We start from the raw sequence: 19,193 nt of genomic DNA on the forward strand, positions 1-19,193 counted from the left end.
TGCTGAGGACCCGCGTGATCTCAGGTCACGGCCGGGTGCGGCACCACTGTAGCACCCCGGAGGTCGACGGCCGTCATGAGGGGACGCCACGTCGAGAGGGCGTGCTCACGGACCAGGTCGGCGGCGAAGAGGCGCTGACCCGGGTCGCTGCCGAGCACCAGGAGGGACGGCCCGGCGCCCGAGACCACCGCGGCGAGTCCCGCGTCGCGGAGGACGCGGATCAGGGCGTCGGTCTCGGGCATGGCGCTCGCACGGTAGCTCTGGTGCAGGCGGTCCTCGGTCGCGGCGTGCAGCAGCTCGGGGCTCTGGACAAGCGCGGCGACGAGGAGCGCGGACCGGGACACGTTGAAGGTGGCGTCCTCGTGCGGGACCGATGCCGGCTGGAGGCTGCGGGCGAGCTTGGTCGACAGGGTCGACTCGGGCACGAAGACGACGGGCGCGACGCCGCGGTGGACGAGCAGGCGCTTCGAGGAAGGGCGGCCGCCGTGCATCCAGGCGATCGTGAGGCCGCCGAAGAGCGCGGGGGCGACGTTGTCGGGATGCCCCTCGAGGTCGGTCGCCACCGCGAGGAGGGCGTCCGCGTCGAGGTCGACGACGCCCTCGAGCAGGCCCTTCGCGGCCATCACGCCGGAGACGATGGCCGCGGCCGACGATCCCAGGCCGCGGCCGTGCGGGATCGAGTTGCGGGCCCGGAGCACGAGCCCCGGCACCGGCTGCCCGACGGCCTCGAAGGTCGCGACGATGGACCGCACGACGAGGTTGGACGCGTCGGTCGGGACCTCCCCCGCACCCACGCCCTCGACGTGGACCTCGACGCCTGCACCGGGCCGGGCCTCGACGTCGAGCTCGTCGTAGAGCGAGAGGGCGAGGCCGAGGGTGTCGAAGCCCGGGCCGAGGTTCGCCGAGGTCGCCGGGACCTTGACGAGGACCCGGCCCGGACCGCCGCCGGTCATCAGGCGGTGGTCGGGGCGAGCCCGAGGACCTCGGCCACCTGCGACGTGTCGCTCGGCACGACCGTCGGCTGGACGTCGCTGCCGTCGGCGTTGCGGAGCGCCCACTGCGGGTCCTTCAGGCCGTGGCCCGTGACCGTGAGCACGACCGTCGCTCCCGCGGGGACGACGCCCGCGTCGGCCCGCTCGAGCAGGCCGGCGACGCTGATGGCGCTGGCGGGCTCGACGAAGATGCCGACCTCGGCCGCGAGGAGCTTCTGGGCGGCGAGGATCGCGGTGTCGTCGATGGCGCCGAACCAGCCCTGCGTCAGGTCGCGGGCCTCGAGGGCGAGCTGCCAGGAGGCCGGGTTGCCGATGCGGATGGCGCTGGCCACGGTCTCGGGGTGCTTGACCACCTCGCCGGCGACGATGGGCGCGGATCCCGCGGCCTGGAAGCCGAACATCCGCGGCAGCTTCGTCGCGCGGCCCGCCTCGACGTCCTCGCGGTACCCGCGCGTGTACGCCGTGTAGTTGCCGGCGTTGCCGACGGGCACGAAGTGGAAGTCGGGAGCGTCGCCGAGCACGTCGACGACCTCGAACGCGGCGGTCTTCTGCCCCTCGATGCGGTCGTTGTTCACCGAGTTGACGAGGTGCACGGGGTAGTTCGCGGCGAGGTCGCGCGCGATGTCGAGGCAGTCGTCGAAGTTGCCCTGGATCTGCAGCAGCTGTCCGTCGTGGGCGACGGCCTGGCTGAGCTTGCCCATGGCGATCTTGCCCTCGGGCACGAGCACGGCGGCGGTGATGCCCGCGTGCGCCGCGTACGCGGCCGCGGAGGCGGAGGTGTTGCCGGTCGAGGCGCAGATCACGGCCTTCGCACCGTGCTCGACGGCCTTCGAGATGGCCATGGTCATGCCGCGGTCCTTGAACGAGCCCGTCGGGTTGATGCCCTCGTACTTCACGAAGACCCTCGCACCCGTGCGCGCGGACAGCGCGCGCGCCTCGACGAGCGGCGTCCCGCCCTCGCCGAGCGTGACGATCGGGGTGGCCTCGGTGACGTCGAGACGGTCGGCGTACTCGCGCAGGACTCCCTGCCACTGGTGTGCCATCAGGCTCCTTCGACTCTCAGGACGCTCGTGACGGTGTTCACGACCGCGGTGTTGCCCAACGCCTCGACCGTCGCCGCGAGGTCGGCCTCGCGGGCACGGTGGGTGCCGATGATCAGGGTAGCGGTGGCCGTGCCGTCGACCGGGCCGGTGCCCGTCGACTGCTCGACCGTCTGCACGCTCACGCCGTGCCGGGCGAGGACGCCCGCCACCTCGGCCAGGACGCCGGGCTGGTCGGCCACGTCGAGCGTGATCTGGTAGCGCGTCGTCACGTGGCCGATGGGCAGCACGCGGAGCGCCGACCGGGTCGACTCGGCGACGCCCGGACCGCCGACCACGTGCCGTCGTGCGGCGCTGACCAGGTCGCCGAGCACGGCCGAGGCCGTCTCGACGCCGCCCGCGCCCGCACCGTAGAACATGAGGTCGCCCGCGGCCTCGGCCTCGACGAAGACCGCGTTCTTGGCCCCGTGCACGGAGGCGAGCGGGTGCGCCTCGGGCACGAGCGCCGGGTAGACGCGCGCGCTGACGCCCTCGACGCCGTCGTCGTCGACGAGGCGTTCGCAGATGGCGAGGATCTTGACGACGTAGCCGGCGCCGCGCGCGGCCACGACCTGGTCGTGCGTGACGCCCGTGATGCCCTCGCGGTGCACGGCGTCGAGCGGCACGGCCGTGTGGAACGCGAGGCTCGCCAGGATGGCGGCCTTCTGCGCGGCGTCGTAGCCCTCGACGTCGGCGGTCGGGTCGGCCTCGGCGTAGCCCAGCTCGGTCGCGGCGGCCAAGGCGCCCTCGAAGCTGTCGCCCTCACGGTCCATGCGGTCGAGCACGTAGTTCGTCGTGCCGTTGACGATGCCCATGATGCGGCGGATGCGATCGCCGGCCAAGCTGTCGCGCAACGGCCGGATGATGGGGATCGCCCCGGCGACCGCCGCCTCGTAGTAGATCTGCGCGCCGACCTGCTCGGCGGCGGCGAAGAGCTCGGGACCGTGGCTGGCCAGGAGCGCCTTGTTGCCGGTGACGACGTCGGCCCCGCTGCCGAGGGCGGCGAGCACGTGGCTGCGCGCGGGCTCGATGCCACCGATGAGCTCGACGACGATGTCGGCCCCCACGATGAGCTGCTCGACGTCGGTCGTGAAGAGCTCGCGCGGCAGGTCGACGTCGCGCGGGGCGTCGACGTCGCGGACCCCGATGCCGATGAGCTCGAGACCGGCTCCGGCGCGCCCCGCGAGGTCGTCGCCCTGCTCGAGCAGGAGGCGCGCGACCTGCGACCCGACGCTGCCCGCCCCCAGCAGGGCGACCCTCACGTTGCGGTACTCGATCATGATGGTCCGTTCGTCGGGGTGGGGTCGTGGCGCTCGGGGTCGAGCCCGGCGTCGCGGGCGAGCAGATCGGCCTCGGTCTCGCCGCGCACGAGGACGCGCGCCTCGCCGTCGGCGACCGCGACCACGGCGGGCCGGCCGACGTGGTTGTAGTTGCTCGAGAGGCTCCAGCAGTAGGCGCCCGTGGCGGGGACGCCGAGCAGGTCGCCCGGCTCGACGTCGGCGGGGAGGTAGTCGGCGAGCACGACGACGTCGCCGCTCTCGCAGTGCTTGCCCGCGACGCGGACGAGCACGGGCTCGGCGTCGGAGGTGCGACCGACGCGTCGGACCGAGTAGTCGGCGCCGTAGAGGGCCGTGCGCGCGTTGTCGCTCATGCCCCCGTCGACGCTCACGTAGCGGCGGACGGCCGTCGTGCCCGTGGCGTCGTCGGTCACCGTGACGTCCTTCAGGGTGCCGACGGTGTAGAGCGTGGTCGTGCCTGGTCCGACGATGACGCGCCCGGGCTCGACGGCGACGACCGGGACGGGCACGCCCAGGCGGGCGCACTCCCCCGCGACGATGTCGGCGAGCTCGCGGGCCAGGTCGGCGAGCGGCGGGGCGTCGTCGGCGCTCGTGTAGGCGATGCCGAAGCCGCCGCCCAGGTTGAGCTCGGGGACGGGCCCGTCGGCCAGCAGGGCCGCGTGCACGCCGAGCAGGCGGCGCGCGGCCTCGACGAAGCCGTCGGCGCCGAAGATCTGCGAGCCGATGTGGCTGTGCAGGCCGAGGAACCGCAGCGACGGACGGCGACGGATCTCGGCGACCACGTCGGCGGTGTCGGCCAGGGGGATGCCGAACTTCTGGTCCTCGCGCGCCGTGGCGAGGTAGTCGTGCGTGGAGGCGTGCACGCCGCTGTTGACGCGCACCCGGACGGCCTGCACGCGGCCGTGGCGCTCGGCGGCGTCGGCGACCCGCTCGACCTCGAGGGGGTTGTCGACGACGATCGAGCCGATGCCCGCGGCCACCGTGCGGTCGATCTCGGCGAGCGACTTGTTGTTGCCGTGGAACCCCATGCGCGCCGGGTCGACCCCCGCGGCGTGCCCGACGGCGAACTCACCGCTCGTGCAGATGTCGAGGTGCAGGCCCGCGGCGGCCACCCATCGCGCGACCTCGACCGACAGGAACGCCTTGGCGGCGTAGTACACCTTGGCCGTCGTGCCCACGCGACCGAGCTCGCGGTCGAACGCAGCCCTGGCCTCGGCGGCGCGCTCGCGCACGTCGTGCTCGTCGGTCACGTAGAGCGGCGTGCCGAAGCGGCGGGCGAGCTCGTGCACGTCGACGCCGCCGATCTCGACGGCCCCGTCGGGGCGGCGCCGCGCGGTGCGCGACCAGACGGCGGGATCGAGCGCGTCGGCGTCGGCCGGCTCGACGAGCCAGTCCGGGGCCAGGGGGTTCGGGGACACGATCTCCTCGGGGACGGGGACGGCGGGACCCCCCGAGCTTACCGAGGCCGACCGACGCGGTGCGCCGTGTGACGAGGGGTCAGCAACGGCCGCGCGACGAGAACGCCTCGGAGGACAGCGGCAGGCCGTCGCTGCGCAGGTCGAGCGTCAGCGTCGACGGCTCGACGACGACGTCGGTGAGCTGCAGCTGCTCGGGCAGGTACTGCGCCACGCAGACGTCGAAGGCGAACGTGCCCAGCACCCGCGGCTCGTCGATCTGGAGCCCGGAACCGGGCACGGAGGCGGCGGTCGGCGTCAGCGTGAGCGTGCGGCCGTCGCTCGACAGGTCGGGTCGCCCCTCGACCCTGACCGGCACCTCGCCGAGCAGCGGAACCTCGAACGAGCGGTCGTAGGTGACGCTCGCGCTGCCCAGCGTCAGGGAGCCGCCCGTGTCCTGGACGGCCTGCAGCGCGTTCACGGACTCCTGGTCGACCGTGAGGCTGCCCGTGCTCGGTCCCGTCGTGCCCTGCCCGTCGACGGGGACGTCGGTGAGGTCGACCCGGAGCCCGATCGGCACGCCCGACAGCTCGAGGTCGTCGCCCGTCACGGTCACGTCGTCGACGGAGCCGCGCAGCGCCTGCAGGAGGAGCGACCAGCCGTGGATGTCGACGTCGACCCCGCCGGTGGCCGTGGACGGGAGCGCCTGCTCGAGCTCGGACGCGGCCCGTGCCTCGGCGACCGGGCGGAGGACGAGCTCGGCCGCGACCAGGAGGAGGCCGAGGACGACGACGAGGCCCAGCAGCACGACGAGCAGCTTGGCGGGGCCGCTGCGGCGACGGCGCGGGACGTCGCGCGCCGTGAAGAAGTCGTCCCCGCCGTCGCCGTGCACGGCGGTCACATCCGGTCGGGGGCGGCGACGCCGAGCAGCCCGAGCCCGTTGCGGACGACCTGGCCGGCAGCGTCGTTGAGCCACAGGCGGGTGCGGTGGAGGTCCGTGACCGGCTCGTCGCCCAGGGGCGTCACACGGCAGGTGTCGTACCAGCGGTGGTACGTGCCGGCGAGCTCCTCGACGTAGCGGGCGACGCGGTGCGGCTCGCGCAGCTCGGCGGCCTGGGCGAGCACCCGCGGGTACTCGGCGAGCGCCCCGAGCAGCGCGCTCTCGCTGGGCTCGACGAGCAGGCCGGCGTCGAACGCCTCGCGCGTGACGCCCGAGGCCTCGGCGTTGCGCGCCACGGACCGCGTGCGCGCGTGGGCGTACTGCACGTAGAAGACGGGGTTGTCGTTCGTGCGCCGCGTCCAGAGGTCGAGGTCGATGTCGATGGAGCTGTTGGCGGGGCTGCGCACGAGCGCGTAGCGACCGGCGTCGACGCCGACCGCGTCGACGAGGTCCTCCATGGTGACGACGGTGCCGGCGCGCTTGGACATGCGGACGGGCTCGCCGTCGCGCAGGAGGTTGACCATCTGTCCGATGAGGATCTCGAGGTTGACGCCCGGCTCGTCGCCGAAGGCGGCGCACATGGCCATCATGCGGCCGACGTAGCCGTGGTGGTCGGCGCCGAGCATGATCAGGTTGCGCTCGAAGCCGCGCTCGCGCTTGTCGAGGTAGTAGGCGAGGTCGCCCGCGATGTAGGCCGCCTCGCCGTCGCTCTTCACGACGACGCGGTCGCGGTCGTCGCCGAACTCCGTCGTGCGCAGCCACGTGGCGCCCTCGGCCTCGTAGACGTGGCCGAGCTCGCGGAGGCGGGCGACGGCCCGTTCGACCGCGCGCGACTCGTGCAGCGAGTTCTCGTGGAAGTACACGTCGAAGTCGACGCCGAAGTCGTGCAGCGAGCTCTTGATGTCGTCGAACATGAAGTCGACGCCGTACGACCGGAAGGCCTCCTGTGCCTCGTCGCGCGGCAGGGCGAGCACGTCGACGCCGGCGGCGGCGAGCACGCGGTCGGCGATCTCGGTGATGTACTGCCCGCCGTAGCCGTCCTCCGGCGTCGGCTCGCCGAGGGCGCGGGCCAGGAGGCTGCGGGAGAAGCGGTCGATCTGACCGCCGTGGTCGTTGAAGTAGTACTCGCGGGTGACGAGGGCGCCCTGGGCCTGGAACACGCGGGCGAGGCTGTCGCCGACGGCCGCCCAGCGGACGCCGCCCATGTGGATCGGGCCCGTCGGGTTGGCGCTGACGAACTCGAGGTCGATCGTGACGCCCGCGTAGGCGTCGCCGTGCCCGAAGGCCTCGCCCTGCTCGACGATCGTCTTCGCCAGGAGGCCCGCGGCGGCGGCGTCGAGGGTCACGTTGATGAAGCCGGGGCCCGCGACGTCGACCGCGGCGACGCCGTCGGTCTCGGCGAGGTCGCCCGCGATCTCGGTGGCCAGCTCGCGCGGGGGCACGCCGACGCGCTTGGCGAACTTCATGGCGACGTTGGAGGCCCAGTCGCCGTGATCGCGGTTGCGGGGACGCTCGAGGACGACGTCCGCCGGGGCGACCGTGACGTCGCCCTCGACGCCGCGTCGCTCGAGGACGCCCTGGACGACGGCGAGCAGGGACGACGAGAGTTCAGCGGGGGTCACGAGCGACGATCCTACCGGCTGGCACCCGGCGGGGCCGCGGGCGGGTCCGCCATCATGGCGGGATGACCCCGCGCCTCCTGACGTCCGCTCCCACGGCCCGTGCCGTCGTCGCCGCCGTCGCGGTGCTCGTGCTGGCGGGGTGCTCGTCGGGCTCCCCCGACGGCTCGTCGGCGCCGTCCGCGCCCGCGACGCCCGAGCTCGCCTCGACGCCCCTCGACGTGCCCTGCGCCACGCTCGTCGCGGCCGACGACGTGCTGCCGCTCTGGCCCGGGCTCGAGCCGGCGCCGGACGCGGGCGACGGGGCCGACGCGCGCCCCGACGTCGCCCTGGTCGGCGACCTCGACGGCACCGTGTGCCGCTACGTGGCCGACGGGGGCGTGGAGATCACGGTCGCGGTGGCCGAGCTCGACGGCGCCAGCCTCGACCGCGTGGCGAACCGCCTCGTGACGACGAGCACCGCGGTGCCCACCTACGGCGTCGAGGGCTACTTCGACCGGGCGGAGGGCCCGGGCACGGCCGAGGCGGTCGCGCAGCCGTGGTGGGTCGTGGCGACGAGCGGGTCCTTCGTGGAGCCGGGCGACGCCGAGCCCGTCGTCGCGGCGGCGCTGGCGACGCTGACCGCCGACCGCCCCTAGGCCGCGAGCCGGGAGCGACGGGCGAGGGTCGCGGAGCGCGGCGCGACGAGGTCGAGGACGGCCCCGAGCTGCCCGGAGGGCGCCCGGCGGTCCTCGGGGTGCCACTGCACGCCCACGGCGGGCGCCCACCGGTGCTCGACGGCCTCGACGACGCCGTCGGCCGCGCGGCCGACCACCTCGAGGTCGGGGCCGACGAGGTCGACGGCCTGGTGGTGGGCGCTCTGCACCCCGGGCCGCGCGCCCAGGGCGGCGCGCAGGCGGCTGCCCGCGACGAGGTCGACGGGGTGCCGGTGCATGAGGCGCTCAGGAGGCGCGCCCGCGGTCCGGTGCCGGACCTCGCCCCCGGCGTCGTCCAGGTGGGGCACGAGGGTGCCGCCCGTGGCGACCGCGAGCAGCTGGTGCCCGCGGCAGATGCCGAGGAGCGGCGTGCCCCGTCGGAGCGCGCGCTCGACGAGGGCGAGCTGCGCCTCGTCGGCGACGTCGTGGTGCCGGCCCTCGTGCGGGTGGTCGGCGGGCCCGCCCCAGAGCGCCGGCGAGAGGTCCTCCCCGCCCATCACGACCACGGCGTCGGCGGTGTCGGCCCGCCGCAGCAGGGCGGCGCGGCCCAGGTCGCCCGCGGCCAGCCGCTCGGCGTCCCAGCCGCGACGGAGCACGGCCTCGAGCAGGCGCGCGTTCATGCCGTCGACGTACGCGTGGTACCCGGGGGCGTGCGGACGGCTGCGGGTCACCTCGACGACGGCGAGGCGCGGAGCGGGGCTGCTGGTCACGTCGTCCAGCCTGCCGGAGGCCCGCCCGGGTCGGCACGACCGTGACGCCGCGTGACGCCGACGGGCCCGGGTGCCGCCGCCGGCCCGGGTGCCGCCGCGCGGCCGGAGCACCGCGGGCCCCGCACCGGATCAGGGCCAGAGCGCCGTGCGGCTCCAGCCCTCGCCCTCCCGGCGGTACGACACGCGCACCTGGTCGCGTCCGGTGGTCCCCTGCCAGAACTCGACCGACGTCGGCACCACGCGGAGCACCCGCCAGTCGTCGGGCACGAGGTCGGGATCGGCCTCGAGCGACGCGCGGGCCTCGTCGAGGCGGGTGGCGAGCTCGTCGTCGGCGGGGACCGGGTCGCTCTGCCGGACCGCGACGGCAGCGGCCCGCGTCTCGGGGTGGCGGTGCCGGAAGTCCTGCTCGGCGACGGGCCGGTCGCTCGGCTCGACCTCCCCGACCACGCGCACCTGCCGACCGCGGTCGGGCCAGAAGAGGGTCAGGGCGACGCGGGGCTCCCCCGCGACGTCGTGGCCCTTGGGGCTCTCCGCCGAGGTGCTGAAGGAGAAGGCGTCGTCGACGTCCTTGAGCAGCACGACGCGACCGGCCGCACCTCCCCCGGTCGACACGGTGGAGAGGACGGCGGCCTGGGGCTGGGCCACGCCCGCGTCGACGGCGTCGGCGAACCAGTCGTGGAAGAGCCGGAACGGCTCGCGGGGGGCCTGGTCCACGGTCAGCGCGGCCACGTCGGGCTCGGGTCGGCGCGCACGGTGCGCCAGGTCGCGGAAGGAGGCGTCGGGCTGGGTCATGCACCCGAGCCTGGCCCCGGGACGGGCGCGACGCCCGCCTCCTGCGCTCCGGGGCGTGCGAGCCGTGCCGTGTCGGGACGCACGTGCCCGGGCTGCTACCCTGGACGAGTCCCAGGGCCCCCATAGCTCAGGGGATAGAGCACTGCCCTCCGGAGGCAGGGGCGAAGGTTCGAATCCTTCTGGGGGCACCACGCAAAAACCGCAGTTCAGGCGATATTTTCGGTCGGTCGACTTCCACCAGGTCGGCCGACTTTTTTTGGTCCTGCCCATTTTTTGCCCACAACTGCGGGCAACATGGCCTGATCGAGGGCGTCCGAAACCGTGTCTAGGTCGTCATCGAACAGGTCCGCGTAGACGTCGAGGGTGACAGCCGCGGAAGCATGACCAAGCATCCTTTGAACGGCTTTCACGTTCGCGCCGACGCTGATTGCCAGGGACGCGGCAGTGTGTCGCAGCTCGTGCGGGGTCAAGCCCTCGAGGCCAACCTCGATAGCCGCTGCGTCGAAAGCCCCTCGCCGGAAGACCCGGTTCCGTAACCACCCGCGCGAGCGACTGCTGGTGAAGAGCGGTGCCTGAGGCGGGCGATCAACCGCTAGGACCATGAGCTCGCGGAGGATGGACGCCGGCACGGGTACCGAGCGCGCCTCGTGGCTCTTCGGGACCCCCTCGTGTTGCACTCCCCCGGACTCGGTCACCGTGTGTTGAACCTCTAGGCGCCCACGCGCGGCGTCAAGATCGCCGACTCGGAGCCCCGACAGCTCTGACCAACGAAGCCCGCAGTAAGCGAGCACTCGAACTAGCGTCCCGTAGCCGGCCCCGGGAAGCTTCGCGTCCGTCGCCGCCGCCAGGTCTGCGACTTGCGCGTGCGTCAGGTAGGTCTTTCGCGCGAGTCCGACTTTCGGCAGCTTGAGGCCATGGGCCGGGTTGTTCGCGAGTCGCCCGTCCCGCACGGCGACCTCGAGCGCCCCGCTCAGCGTGTTGACGATCTTGCGGACGCTGGACGGCCCCTGCGACGAAGACAAGCCGCCGGCCCAGGCCTGGACCTGGCCGTGTGTGAGGTCAGCCAGGGAGCGCTCGCCCAGCGCCGGTACGATGTGCATGCGAACGATGCCGAGCGTCCGTTCGCGTGATGTAGGCGTGAGGTCCGAGCGGCCCTCCAGCCAGCTCGCCAACCACTCGGCAACGAGGACGCGCGACCTCGACGGATCGACGTAGCGGCCCGTGGCTGTGTCCACAGTCACAGTTGCTGCGAAAAGCTCCGCCTCGCGCTTAGTCCTAAACCCGCGCTTGTCCGTCTGCGATCTGTCTGGTTTGCGATAGCGAACGCGCCAGCGATCACCAGCGGCCGTCTTGTAACGACTGATGCTCCCCATACCAGCTACTCCAGGTCCGGCTTGGCCAACTTGATGCCCACACGTTCGGCCTCGTACACGGCTTGATCCCGATCGAGCTCCAAATCGTGAACGTGCTGACCAAAGAACCAGCCATCCGGTCTCGCCTCTGCTTGCGCCAAGGCAGAGACCGCTTGGAGCAGTTGCATAGCGCGTCGGACCCGCTCGCGCATGAGGGCCCCCGCACCCGTGACCTTGGCCGCCGGCCTATCAGGGTTCGTGAACCACGCGAGTAGCTCGCCGGCAATGACGTCTTCTGAAGCACCCGGCCCTGCAATGACGGACACCGTCTTGTAGGGCTCGTCGTAAGGAAGCGCGAGCGCAGCAGGGGGCACGTCGAGGGCCCATGAAAGCGCAATGAGCTCGTCAACCGTCAGATCGCGCCGTGCACCCGACTCGATGTTCGCAATCACCCCTCGCGACAACTGGCCCCCAAGCTTTTCGCTGAGCTCACGAGCGCTCAGCCCTGCCGCCTTGCGCGCGGCCTTAAGACGCTCGCCGATACCGTCGCTTGCTTTTTCACTCACCGCGTCATGCTAGGGCAGTTTAGCCGGTTTGTCAGCAATACAGACAAGCTGATGCACTGCTGAGACTATTTCCCGCGCTGTAGAGACGTCTTGGATTGACAGGTACCGTCAGCGTGAGATGAATTTGCCCCGCCGGGGCAACGATCTGTCAGACGGGAAGACATATGCCTGAGTACCTCACGCCGAAGGACGTCACGAAGTTGGCTCCCGGCATCACCGAGCCCCTACTCGCTCAGTTGCGTTTCAGGGGCACGGGCCCGCAGTTCCTCAAGCCCACGCCTCGCAAGGTGCTCTACCGCCGCAGCGATGTAGAGGCGTGGCTCGAGGCGAGCGTCCAGACGAGCACTGCACGCGCCTCGTGACGAAAAGAAATGCCCTCGCCGGTGTTGGAGCACCGAGCGAGGGCGACGAGCAGAACCGACTATCAGGAAGGCCACTCATGACCATGATTGCACCCGTGCCGGCCACCACGCCAGCCGTACCGGCACCCCCAGCTCTCTTCGCGTTCGGCGACTCCGTCGTGCGCGTCCTAGACGTGAGCGGCGAACCAGTGTTCGTCGCGGTCGACGTCGCTCGGGCGCTTGGTCTCGGAAACCACCGCGACGCCATTGGTCGACTCGACGAGGATGGGGTCGGTACTACCGACGTCATCGACGCTCTCGGCCGCGCGCAACGCACTCGCGTCTTGAACGAGGCCGGCCTCTATGAGCTGATCCTCACGAGCCGCGTCCCTGCTGCGCGGGATTTCCGTCGATGGGTGGTGCGCGACGTCCTGCCCAGCATCCGGCGGACCGGCCGCTACACGGTCGAAGAACCTCCGGAGCGAACCATCGCCAGGGCCGCCGTCATGGCCGCCGAGCTACTCGCGGAGATGACGCCACGCGCAGCTGCGTGGGACGCCATCGTCAGTGGCGAGGGGTCGCTTGAGGTCGGCGACGCCGCCAAGATGCTCGCGAATGACGGTCACGCCCTGGGGCGTCAGCGCCTCTTCGAGAGGCTCGCAGACCTTGGATGGACGTTCCGAGGCGGTGACCGCGCGTGGCGGGCGAAGCAACAGGCCGTGACCGCGGGATGGCTTGTCGAGAAGGCACAGTCGCACCGCCACCCCCGCGACGGGCACATGGTGGTCGACTCACCCCAAGTGCGCATTACACCCCGCGGTCTGGAGCGCTTGCAGGCAATGCTGTCGCCCGCCCGCACCGACGCGCAGGTCGCCCGATGATCGGGCGAGGGCCGGGGCCTGTGATGGCGTCGACTCGCCGCGCCGAGGCTCGACGCCTCGCGCAGGCCAGCCGTCTCGTGACGGTGACCGAGATGGAACAGATCGTCGCGGAGGCTCACGCCCCGATCCGGGAACAGATCGCGCTCATGAGAAGCCCCACCCCTCAAGGTCGAGCACACGTCTCGCCCACCGACCTCCGCAACCAGCGAAACGAGTAGCCATGTCCGACACGAACCGCCGCCAGCACGAGCAGCCCGACCAGACCTCCGAGACCCTCTGGGCCCCTCTGACCAGCGACGCCTACGCCGTCGGCCCTGTCAGGAACCCCGCCGACACCGACCAGGGCATCGTCTACCTCTGGCGAGTCGGGACCGCCAGCGAGAACGTCAGCAACTTCACCCCCGCCGAGGCCCGCGAGCTGGCCGCCAGGCTGGTCCGCGCGGCCGACGCCGCCGAGCAGCTCGAGCCCGGCCGTCTCTTCTCCCACCCCGAAGGCGACGGCTACCCCTCGTGACGATGCCCTGTCCAGGGGCTGTCCCCGCGGACACGCACCCGTGACCGACCTACGCGTGCCGGAGCGCTGGCTCGCAGACAGACGCGTGCTCAAGCTCACCGACGCCGAGTTCCGGTCGCTCGTCATGATCGAGCTCTGGGCGGTGTCGAACCGGACGGACGGCCTCCTCGAGCGAGACGACGTCGATCTGGTGCCGCGCACCGACCCCGCCTGCCTCGACGCGCTCGTACGCCATGGGCTCCTCGAGCCTCACGACCGGGGCTGGCGAGTCGTCGGCTGGGAGGACGAGCAGACCTCGTCCGACCAGATCGCTCGAGCTCAGCGAGCACGAAAAGTGGCTGCTGAGAAGAAGGCGAGGCAGCGCGCTCGTCGCCGAGCGGAAGAGGCAGGCGAGGACCACGAGGAAGACGCGCTCGAGGAGGACCACGTCGACATGTCTTCGGGGACAGTCCCCGGGGGCAGTCCCCGGGACGTGTCCCGGGGACCGCACAGGATAGGACAGGACAGGACAGGCAAGGACTTAGGAGAAGGAACGCGCGCGAGCGCAAGTCTCGACGCCGACGTCCTGTTCGAGCAGGCGTGGTCGGCCTGGCCTAAGAAGACTGGCAAGAAGACAGCTCGACAGAAGTTCGCCATCGCCCTTCGCGGCTTCCGCGGACACGAGGACGACCTCGTCGCCGCCATCACGCGGCACGCCGAGGAGCACCGTCACCACACCGAAGCGAGATTCATCCCGGGCCTCACGCCTTGGCTCAACGGGGAGCGCTGGGAGGACCCGCTCCCAGGCACTCCCGAGGCCGGAGGTCCGTCCTTGCCGGCGGCCGGCCCGGCGAGGGACCCGAACGCGTGGATGCAGCCGGGCGCTCGCGTCGAGCGCCACCAAGACCCCCACCCCCGCGAGGCCGTGGCGTGAACGCCACTCCGCCTCCGCTCACGAAAGGACCCAGCATGACCACGACCCCCACAGGCGATCGCACCGCGCAGACGCCGGCGTTGACGGAGGCCAGCGCACCCATTGCGGGTGTGCCCGCCCCTCCCGCGTCGGGTGAGCCACGCACGGTCGCCCAGCCGGCCGGGCACGACGACGCCGCTCAAGACGGCGACGGCGACCGACGCCGGAACCCCTCATCCGAGGCCGCGCACTACCGGCGGCAGCTCCGCGAGGCCGAGGCTGAGCGCGACGCGCTCACGGGACAGCTCGCCCTGAGCCGCCGCCAGGTCGTCGAGACGCTCCTCGCCAACGCCCAGGACCTCCGCGCCACCGGCGAGGGTGACGAAGTGCGCACCTTGCATAACCCCGAGGACCTCTGGGGCGTCCTGGGCGTCGACGTCGCCGACCTCTTCGACGACGAGGGCAACCTCGACCGCGCCGCCCTCGCTGAGCAACTCACCCAGGCGACCACGACCCGCGAGTACCTCACACGCCCGCCCCTGCCGGCAGGACCTCCCCGGTCGCTGATGGCTGAGCTGCACGCTCAGGGCCAGCGCAACCCGGACGTGTCCGCCGCCACCACGCCCTGGGCACAGGCACTCAGCAACGACGCCTAGTCGCGGCCTGCTCGCCCCCGGCCTCCCGGCCCCTTCGGGCGCGGTAGACTGGGGGCGTTCGGTCGAGAAGGCAGCCCGCGGCTCCCTCGACTAGGCAGAAGCCCAGAGGGCACCACTCGCAGCAGGCAGTGCCGCGCGAGACGTCAGCGCCCCGCCCTCTCTCTGGAGCTTCCCCATGGTCAACAGCAGCACCCTCCGATCGTTCACCGGCATCACCGAGGCCGGCCCGCTCATCATCGAGCCCCTGCAGGCCGCTTCCCTCGCCCTCGCCGTGAGCACCGTCATCACCACCGCCGGCCACACCTACCGGCTCCCCGTCATCACCGAAGACCCCCAGGCCGCCTGGGTGGCCGAGGGGGACGAGATTCCCACCAGCGAAGCCGTCGCCGACGAGGTCGCCGTCGTCCCGCGCAAGGTCGCCGGGCTCTCCGTCATCTCCAACGAGCTCGCCAACGACACTAGCCCCGAAGCCGCAACCACCATCGGCGACGGCCTCGCCCGCGACATCGCCCGCAAGATCGACGGAGCCTTCTTCGGCCCCGCCCCCGCCAATGGCTCCGTGCAGCCCAACGGACTCGAGGCACTGGGGGGCAAGGCGACCGCCATCACCGCTGACCCGACTGCCGGCCTCAGCGCCTACATCGACGGTCTGGCCGAGGCAGAGGCGCTCGGAGTCAGCCTCCGCGCCTGGGTCGTCGACCCCGCCACCGCCCGAGCTCTGGCAAAGCTCACCGCCGGCACGGGCAGCAACATGCCGTTGTTCGGCACCGGAGCGACCAACGGCATCGAGCGCAACGTGCTCGGCGTCCCGTTGCTCGTCTCGCCCTACGTTGTCGCCGGCACCGCATGGGGCATCCCCGACGGACGCGCCTTCTCCGTCCTCCGCGAGGACGTCTCAGTCGACGTCGACAAGTCCGCGTTCTTCACCACCGACCAGACCGCCATCCGCGCGATCGCCCGCGTCGCCTTCGGGTTCGTTCAGACCAAGGCCGTCGTGAAGATCAAGGCTGCCGCCTAGCAGCAGCCCACTGACCGGGGCGGCTCCGGGAAAGCCGCAGCAGGCAACAGGCTGCACCCCGCCGTGCCGGGCGTCTGGGACCGCTGGACATGGGGAGGACGCCCGGCACACCCACCACGACACGCAGCACCACGCCGAGCGGCAACCGACACGCCCGACCGGCCGCAGCCCTGCACAGGACACGGCGAGGGGGGCGGGGCCACCCTCCCCCCAGGGGTCCACGTCTGACCGCTTCGCGTTCTGCCTTTCGCAGTGCGCGCGGGTCTGGGGAAGTGACGCGCGTGGCTTCACCACACCTGACAGATGCTCCGCATATGCTTCGAACGTGGCCGACGTACCGATCAATCCGGAAGTTCTTCGCTGGGCTGTCGAAGAGGCCCGCATCACCGATGAAGACGCCGCAGCAGCGTGCGGGGTGGACTGGGCAATCTACGAGTCCTGGATATCCGGGGAGGCCAAGCCCAACACAGGCCAAGTTCGCCAGCTAGCGCGCCGTCTCGGTCGCTCCTTCCAATTCTTCATGCTCCCGGCACCTCCAGAGAGCGCACCCGTTTCTGCCCGGTTTCGAAAGTCGCTTCATGAGGAAGTGCCTGAGCCGGAAAAGGAATCAGCAGCGATAAGGACGGCTAAGCGAGTTCAGGACGTTGCGTACTGGGCACTTGACGATGCGAGGGTGAGCGCTGGTATCCCGCGCCGCCTCGCCCAGGAGACGCCCGCTTCCTACGCGAAACGTCTCCGGCAAAGCCTGGGCTGGAATCTTCAAATCCAACGGCAGATGACTTCAAAGTCCGCCGTCTTCCGCGGCCTGCGCGAGCGCATCGAGAACCTTGGCGTTGTCGTTTTACTGCAGGGCGCTGGCCAGAAAAGCTTTCGAGGCTTTTCTCTCAGCGGCGAAGTACCGCTTATCTTTGTAAACCGGGACTACAAGGGCGCAGCCTTACGATCCTTCACCCTGATTCATGAGATGGCCCATCTAGGAAGCGGAACAGGGGGCCGCTCATGTTATTACGACGATACGAAAGCCGAGCGGTGGTGCAATCAGGTAGCGACCGAGTTCCTTATGCCTGCACAGGAATTCAAGGCCTACCTGGACAAGAGAAATTTCACCTACGTCACCGAAACGAACCTAGAACCAGTTCGTCTAGCGTCTAACTACTTCCATGCAAGTTGGCTTGCAATAGCCATTCGACTCCAGGAAATCGGAAGAGCCGGATCGACCCTTCCGGATTACGTTAGAAAAAATGCGATCTTAGAACAGGATCCGCCGGCCCCCGTTCCTGGCATTGACCGCAGTACACCCGTCCTTCGTCAAGAAGAATTCGGCTCAGGTTACGTCCGCGCGCTGCGCGACGCCGTGGTAGACGACAGATTGAGCGAACTAGAGGCGGGTCGTCTTTTACGTTCGAATGCTAAGCAGCTCGGCAGTCTGTGGCAGCTCACTTCCGGCGTGCGGTAACCCCTGTGTACGTCGTCGACTCGAGCAGCTTGCTCGAAATTGAAGAATATTGCCATAACGACGCCCCACGAACGCTTCGGGTGCTCGATTTCATGTTTACCCTTAGTGCGCAAGGGCAACTCGGATTTCCACCGTGCGTGCCAAGCGGTTGCAGAGACTTTGATGAAGTAAACGTCGCCGCGACCTGGGCCGGCCCTACCCACGCGTCGCTGTCGGTCAAATCTGTACCTCACGCTAGACAGGCGGACGTGCTCGCCATTTGTCCCGCCATACTGGACGACTTAAGCGACGATGAAGAACAGCCTCAAGTCGAACTCCTGGGTTATGCACTGCACTTCCACGCCCAAGACCCAGTTACCGTGGTCACGGAAGACGTTCTGGACTTGCCTTATCGCTCGTCCATCGCTAGCGCAGCTCAGCAGCTTGGAATGGGTTCAATGCGCGTAAATGAATTCATCACAAAATACAGCCTTTAGTCCACAAAGATAACTTCAACCGTCTCTTGGGCAGTACTATTTAGATAAGATTCCCACCACTTTGTTTTAGTGAGACCCCTCTCCCCCAACTGCCCAAGAAGATCAACGGTGAACAACAATAGAGCCCGCCCGGGTTCGTGAGCCAACCATTCATTTGAAGTACTTGTCTTAACCCTTGCCGACGGGTTACTTGCACCGTTCCGGACCGTAAATTGACTTGGGCCTGAAGGCACCCAATTTCCCGGTACCGGCCTACCACCTGCGTCTAGTGCGTGAAGAAGCACAGCGTGAGCCGAAAACCTCTCGCCGTCTTTCCTCATAACGACGCCAGGGCTAACAAGACAAACCAGGTCCGGTCGCTGATCAACTGGTAACCCCTTGAACCATCCCAGCGTCGTCGACGTAGTCGCTGATGTAGCGAATGCAAAGACGGCGGTGACGGGATGGACATGTGGATTCACAGCCCGCTCCATGGACCGTACGGAAGCAGTGTTTTTTCCAATTGCGACAACTTCAGCCTTATCCAGAGTTGTCTTCACTTCAACAGTCAGCACTACCGTATCGACTGGGTAGATAAACTGCGCTGTTTGAGCAAATAGCTGAGGGTGTTCGGAAACTTCGTGGACAATGATGTCGCACTGACGAGACTGCCCACCGGAGGGAGATATTATTACCCCCCCGCCTATAGCTAGACCCTGCGGCAAGAGTTTCCCGAAGAACTCTCCCACGGTGAGTTCGTTAGCGCGCCCCTTTTCCCCCATGTGGCTTATGGGCGAATTGAAGGCGTCGGCTTGCAGGGCTAGCCACTGCCCTATGCCCGTCCAGTAGCGCTCCAGTGAATCCAACGTGGACTACCTCGACTTCCTTCGATGCCAGCTTGACAGCCAGACCCGGTTGCCGAGCACCCTAGCGTTGCCAGGCGCAGGCTGGAGTCACCAGGCGCAGTCTGGAGTTGATGCCCCGGCTTGGTCTAAGTCGGTCGCGACAACCACCAGTGTTCCCAGGACGCGCATACCGGCGGAGTGCAGCTACGGCTTGCCCACATCCTGCCCACAACTGAAGCGCTTCTCTCAGTACCGTCCGTGAGCCCAAGGACCTCAATTCCGCAACTTGACAGGCATGTAGGCCAGAGCCGCCGTTGACATGGACAATAGATGGCCCTCCGGAGGCAGGGGCGAAGGTTCGAATCCTTCTGGGGGCACGACGAAGAAGGCCCCGCCGAGGCGGGGCCTTCTTCGTGCTCGGACGTCGTCGCGACGACGCCGGGCTCAGGAGTACGTCAGCGCGATGACCGCGACGTCGAGCGTGCGGTACGCACCCTCGGCCCTGGTCGCCGACCGCGACCTCCCGCGGAGCACCTCGAACCGGCCCTCGGCCTCGCGCACGAAGCCGATGACCCCCGCCGTCGGGGTCGACACGCGGTGGTACCCCTCGCCCAGCGGGACGACCTCGGCCCGCGACGTCCGTTCCAGAACAGCACCCATGGTGTTCCTCCTTGCTGCAGCGCTCCGACGCGTCCGTG

20 protein-coding genes and 1 tRNA gene are annotated in these 19,193 nt (G+C 69.9%); 9 read left to right on the plus strand and 12 right to left on the minus strand.

What is annotated here, in order from left to right; genetic code table 11:
* Positions 1-20: 20 nt before the first annotated feature.
* From thrB to argS, 6 genes are all read right to left on the minus strand, one after another.
* Entirely contained in the window at positions 21-953 is a 933-nt protein-coding gene (thrB, locus tag ACYVHQ_RS05005) for a homoserine kinase (RefSeq protein ID WP_460511034.1), read from the minus strand.
* A complete protein-coding gene (gene thrC, locus ACYVHQ_RS05010; protein WP_460511035.1) occupies positions 953-2,035 on the minus strand; it encodes a threonine synthase in 1,083 nt (360 codons plus the stop codon). Before thrC ends, thrB begins: the two co-directional genes overlap by 1 nt.
* The gene (locus ACYVHQ_RS05015) at positions 2,035-3,351 is read right to left on the minus strand and encodes a homoserine dehydrogenase (protein WP_460511036.1); all 1,317 of its coding nucleotides are present in this window, start codon (positions 3,349-3,351) and stop codon (positions 2,035-2,037) included. Before ACYVHQ_RS05015 ends, thrC begins: the two co-directional genes overlap by 1 nt.
* Positions 3,348-4,787, minus strand: a complete 1,440-nt coding sequence (lysA, locus tag ACYVHQ_RS05020) for a diaminopimelate decarboxylase (protein WP_460511037.1) — start codon at positions 4,785-4,787, stop codon at positions 3,348-3,350. Before lysA ends, ACYVHQ_RS05015 begins: the two co-directional genes overlap by 4 nt.
* 79 nt (positions 4,788-4,866) lie before the next feature.
* The gene (locus ACYVHQ_RS05025) at positions 4,867-5,664 is read right to left on the minus strand and encodes an LmeA family phospholipid-binding protein (protein ID WP_460511038.1); all 798 of its coding nucleotides are present in this window, start codon (positions 5,662-5,664) and stop codon (positions 4,867-4,869) included.
* Positions 5,661-7,325, minus strand: a complete 1,665-nt coding sequence (argS, locus tag ACYVHQ_RS05030) for an arginine--tRNA ligase (protein WP_460511039.1) — start codon at positions 7,323-7,325, stop codon at positions 5,661-5,663. The genes ACYVHQ_RS05025 and argS overlap by 4 nt, the downstream gene beginning before the upstream one ends.
* Positions 7,326-7,387: 62 nt before the next feature.
* Here argS and ACYVHQ_RS05035 point away from each other — a divergent pair, with 62 nt between their 5' ends.
* Complete coding sequence (locus ACYVHQ_RS05035) at positions 7,388-7,960, plus strand: hypothetical protein (protein ID WP_460511040.1); 573 nt, start codon at positions 7,388-7,390, stop codon at positions 7,958-7,960.
* Here ACYVHQ_RS05035 and ACYVHQ_RS05040 read toward each other — a convergent pair.
* Both ACYVHQ_RS05040 and ACYVHQ_RS05045 read right to left on the minus strand, forming a co-directional pair.
* Positions 7,957-8,727, minus strand: a complete 771-nt coding sequence (locus ACYVHQ_RS05040) for a gamma-glutamyl-gamma-aminobutyrate hydrolase family protein (RefSeq protein ID WP_460511041.1) — start codon at positions 8,725-8,727, stop codon at positions 7,957-7,959. The two genes, ACYVHQ_RS05035 and ACYVHQ_RS05040, sit on opposite strands and share 4 nt — an antisense overlap.
* A 129-nt stretch (positions 8,728-8,856) precedes the next feature.
* Positions 8,857-9,519 (minus strand): pyridoxine/pyridoxamine 5'-phosphate oxidase, encoded by a 663-nt coding sequence (locus tag ACYVHQ_RS05045; protein ID WP_460511042.1) that lies wholly within the window; start codon positions 9,517-9,519, stop codon positions 8,857-8,859.
* Between the two features lie 116 nt (positions 9,520-9,635).
* On the opposite strand from ACYVHQ_RS05045, the gene ACYVHQ_RS05050 reads away from it, so the two are divergent.
* Positions 9,636-9,710, plus strand: a tRNA-Arg gene (locus ACYVHQ_RS05050).
* Positions 9,711-9,725: 15 nt separating this feature from the next.
* Here ACYVHQ_RS05050 and ACYVHQ_RS05055 read toward each other — a convergent pair.
* Positions 9,726-10,892 (minus strand): tyrosine-type recombinase/integrase, encoded by a 1,167-nt coding sequence (locus ACYVHQ_RS05055; RefSeq protein WP_460511043.1) that lies wholly within the window; start codon positions 10,890-10,892, stop codon positions 9,726-9,728.
* Between the two features lie 5 nt (positions 10,893-10,897).
* On the minus strand, positions 10,898-11,437 hold the full coding sequence (locus ACYVHQ_RS05060) for a helix-turn-helix domain-containing protein (protein ID WP_460511044.1): 540 nt from the start codon (positions 11,435-11,437) through the stop codon (positions 10,898-10,900).
* Positions 11,438-11,876: 439 nt separating this feature from the next.
* Between ACYVHQ_RS05060 and ACYVHQ_RS05065 the strand changes: the two genes are divergently transcribed.
* The 7 genes from ACYVHQ_RS05065 (at position 11,877) to ACYVHQ_RS05095 (ending at position 17,671) form a co-directional block, all read left to right on the plus strand.
* Positions 11,877-12,659: a phage antirepressor KilAC domain-containing protein gene (locus ACYVHQ_RS05065; protein WP_460511045.1), complete on the plus strand. Its 783-nt coding sequence runs from the start codon at positions 11,877-11,879 to the stop codon at positions 12,657-12,659.
* Between the two features lie 220 nt (positions 12,660-12,879).
* A complete protein-coding gene (locus ACYVHQ_RS05070) occupies positions 12,880-13,173 on the plus strand; it encodes a hypothetical protein (protein WP_460511046.1) in 294 nt (97 codons plus the stop codon).
* 85 nt (positions 13,174-13,258) lie between these two features.
* The gene (locus ACYVHQ_RS05075; RefSeq protein WP_460511047.1) at positions 13,259-14,086 is read left to right on the plus strand and encodes a hypothetical protein; all 828 of its coding nucleotides are present in this window, start codon (positions 13,259-13,261) and stop codon (positions 14,084-14,086) included.
* Positions 14,087-14,121: 35 nt separating this feature from the next.
* Positions 14,122-14,721 (plus strand): hypothetical protein, encoded by a 600-nt coding sequence (locus ACYVHQ_RS05080; protein WP_460511048.1) that lies wholly within the window; start codon positions 14,122-14,124, stop codon positions 14,719-14,721.
* 175 nt (positions 14,722-14,896) lie between these two features.
* On the plus strand, positions 14,897-15,739 hold the full coding sequence (locus tag ACYVHQ_RS05085) for a phage major capsid protein (RefSeq protein ID WP_460511049.1): 843 nt from the start codon (positions 14,897-14,899) through the stop codon (positions 15,737-15,739).
* Positions 15,740-16,064: 325 nt separating this feature from the next.
* Entirely contained in the window at positions 16,065-17,195 is a 1,131-nt protein-coding gene (locus ACYVHQ_RS05090; RefSeq protein WP_460511050.1) for an ImmA/IrrE family metallo-endopeptidase, read from the plus strand.
* Positions 17,196-17,200: 5 nt separating this feature from the next.
* Positions 17,201-17,671, plus strand: a complete 471-nt coding sequence (locus ACYVHQ_RS05095; RefSeq protein WP_460511051.1) for a hypothetical protein — start codon at positions 17,201-17,203, stop codon at positions 17,669-17,671.
* Here ACYVHQ_RS05095 and ACYVHQ_RS05100 read toward each other — a convergent pair.
* Together ACYVHQ_RS05100 and ACYVHQ_RS05105 are read right to left on the minus strand one after the other, a co-directional pair.
* On the minus strand, positions 17,668-18,516 hold the full coding sequence (locus tag ACYVHQ_RS05100) for a DUF6602 domain-containing protein (protein ID WP_460511052.1): 849 nt from the start codon (positions 18,514-18,516) through the stop codon (positions 17,668-17,670). The two genes, ACYVHQ_RS05095 and ACYVHQ_RS05100, sit on opposite strands and share 4 nt — an antisense overlap.
* A 423-nt stretch (positions 18,517-18,939) precedes the next feature.
* Entirely contained in the window at positions 18,940-19,155 is a 216-nt protein-coding gene (locus ACYVHQ_RS05105) for a hypothetical protein (protein ID WP_460511053.1), read from the minus strand.
* Positions 19,156-19,193 lie beyond the last annotated feature (38 nt).

It is taken from the genome of Frigoribacterium salinisoli, assembly GCF_054781095.1.

Coding starts and splice junctions, on each gene's coding strand:
- thrB (WP_460511034.1), bottom strand. CDS start 953: ATGACCGGCGGCGGTCCGGGCCGGGTCCTCGTCAAGGTCCCGGCGACC.
- thrC (WP_460511035.1), bottom strand. CDS start 2,035: ATGGCACACCAGTGGCAGGGAGTCCTGCGCGAGTACGCCGACCGTCTC.
- ACYVHQ_RS05015 (WP_460511036.1), bottom strand. CDS start 3,351: ATGATCGAGTACCGCAACGTGAGGGTCGCCCTGCTGGGGGCGGGCAGC.
- ACYVHQ_RS05035 (WP_460511040.1), top strand. CDS start 7,388: ATGACCCCGCGCCTCCTGACGTCCGCTCCCACGGCCCGTGCCGTCGTC.
- ACYVHQ_RS05045 (WP_460511042.1), bottom strand. CDS start 9,519: ATGACCCAGCCCGACGCCTCCTTCCGCGACCTGGCGCACCGTGCGCGC.
- ACYVHQ_RS05055 (WP_460511043.1), bottom strand. CDS start 10,892: ATGGGGAGCATCAGTCGTTACAAGACGGCCGCTGGTGATCGCTGGCGC.
- ACYVHQ_RS05065 (WP_460511045.1), top strand. CDS start 11,877: ATGACCATGATTGCACCCGTGCCGGCCACCACGCCAGCCGTACCGGCA.
- ACYVHQ_RS05070 (WP_460511046.1), top strand. CDS start 12,880: ATGTCCGACACGAACCGCCGCCAGCACGAGCAGCCCGACCAGACCTCC.
- ACYVHQ_RS05080 (WP_460511048.1), top strand. CDS start 14,122: ATGACCACGACCCCCACAGGCGATCGCACCGCGCAGACGCCGGCGTTG.
- ACYVHQ_RS05085 (WP_460511049.1), top strand. CDS start 14,897: ATGGTCAACAGCAGCACCCTCCGATCGTTCACCGGCATCACCGAGGCC.
- ACYVHQ_RS05105 (WP_460511053.1), bottom strand. CDS start 19,155: ATGGGTGCTGTTCTGGAACGGACGTCGCGGGCCGAGGTCGTCCCGCTG.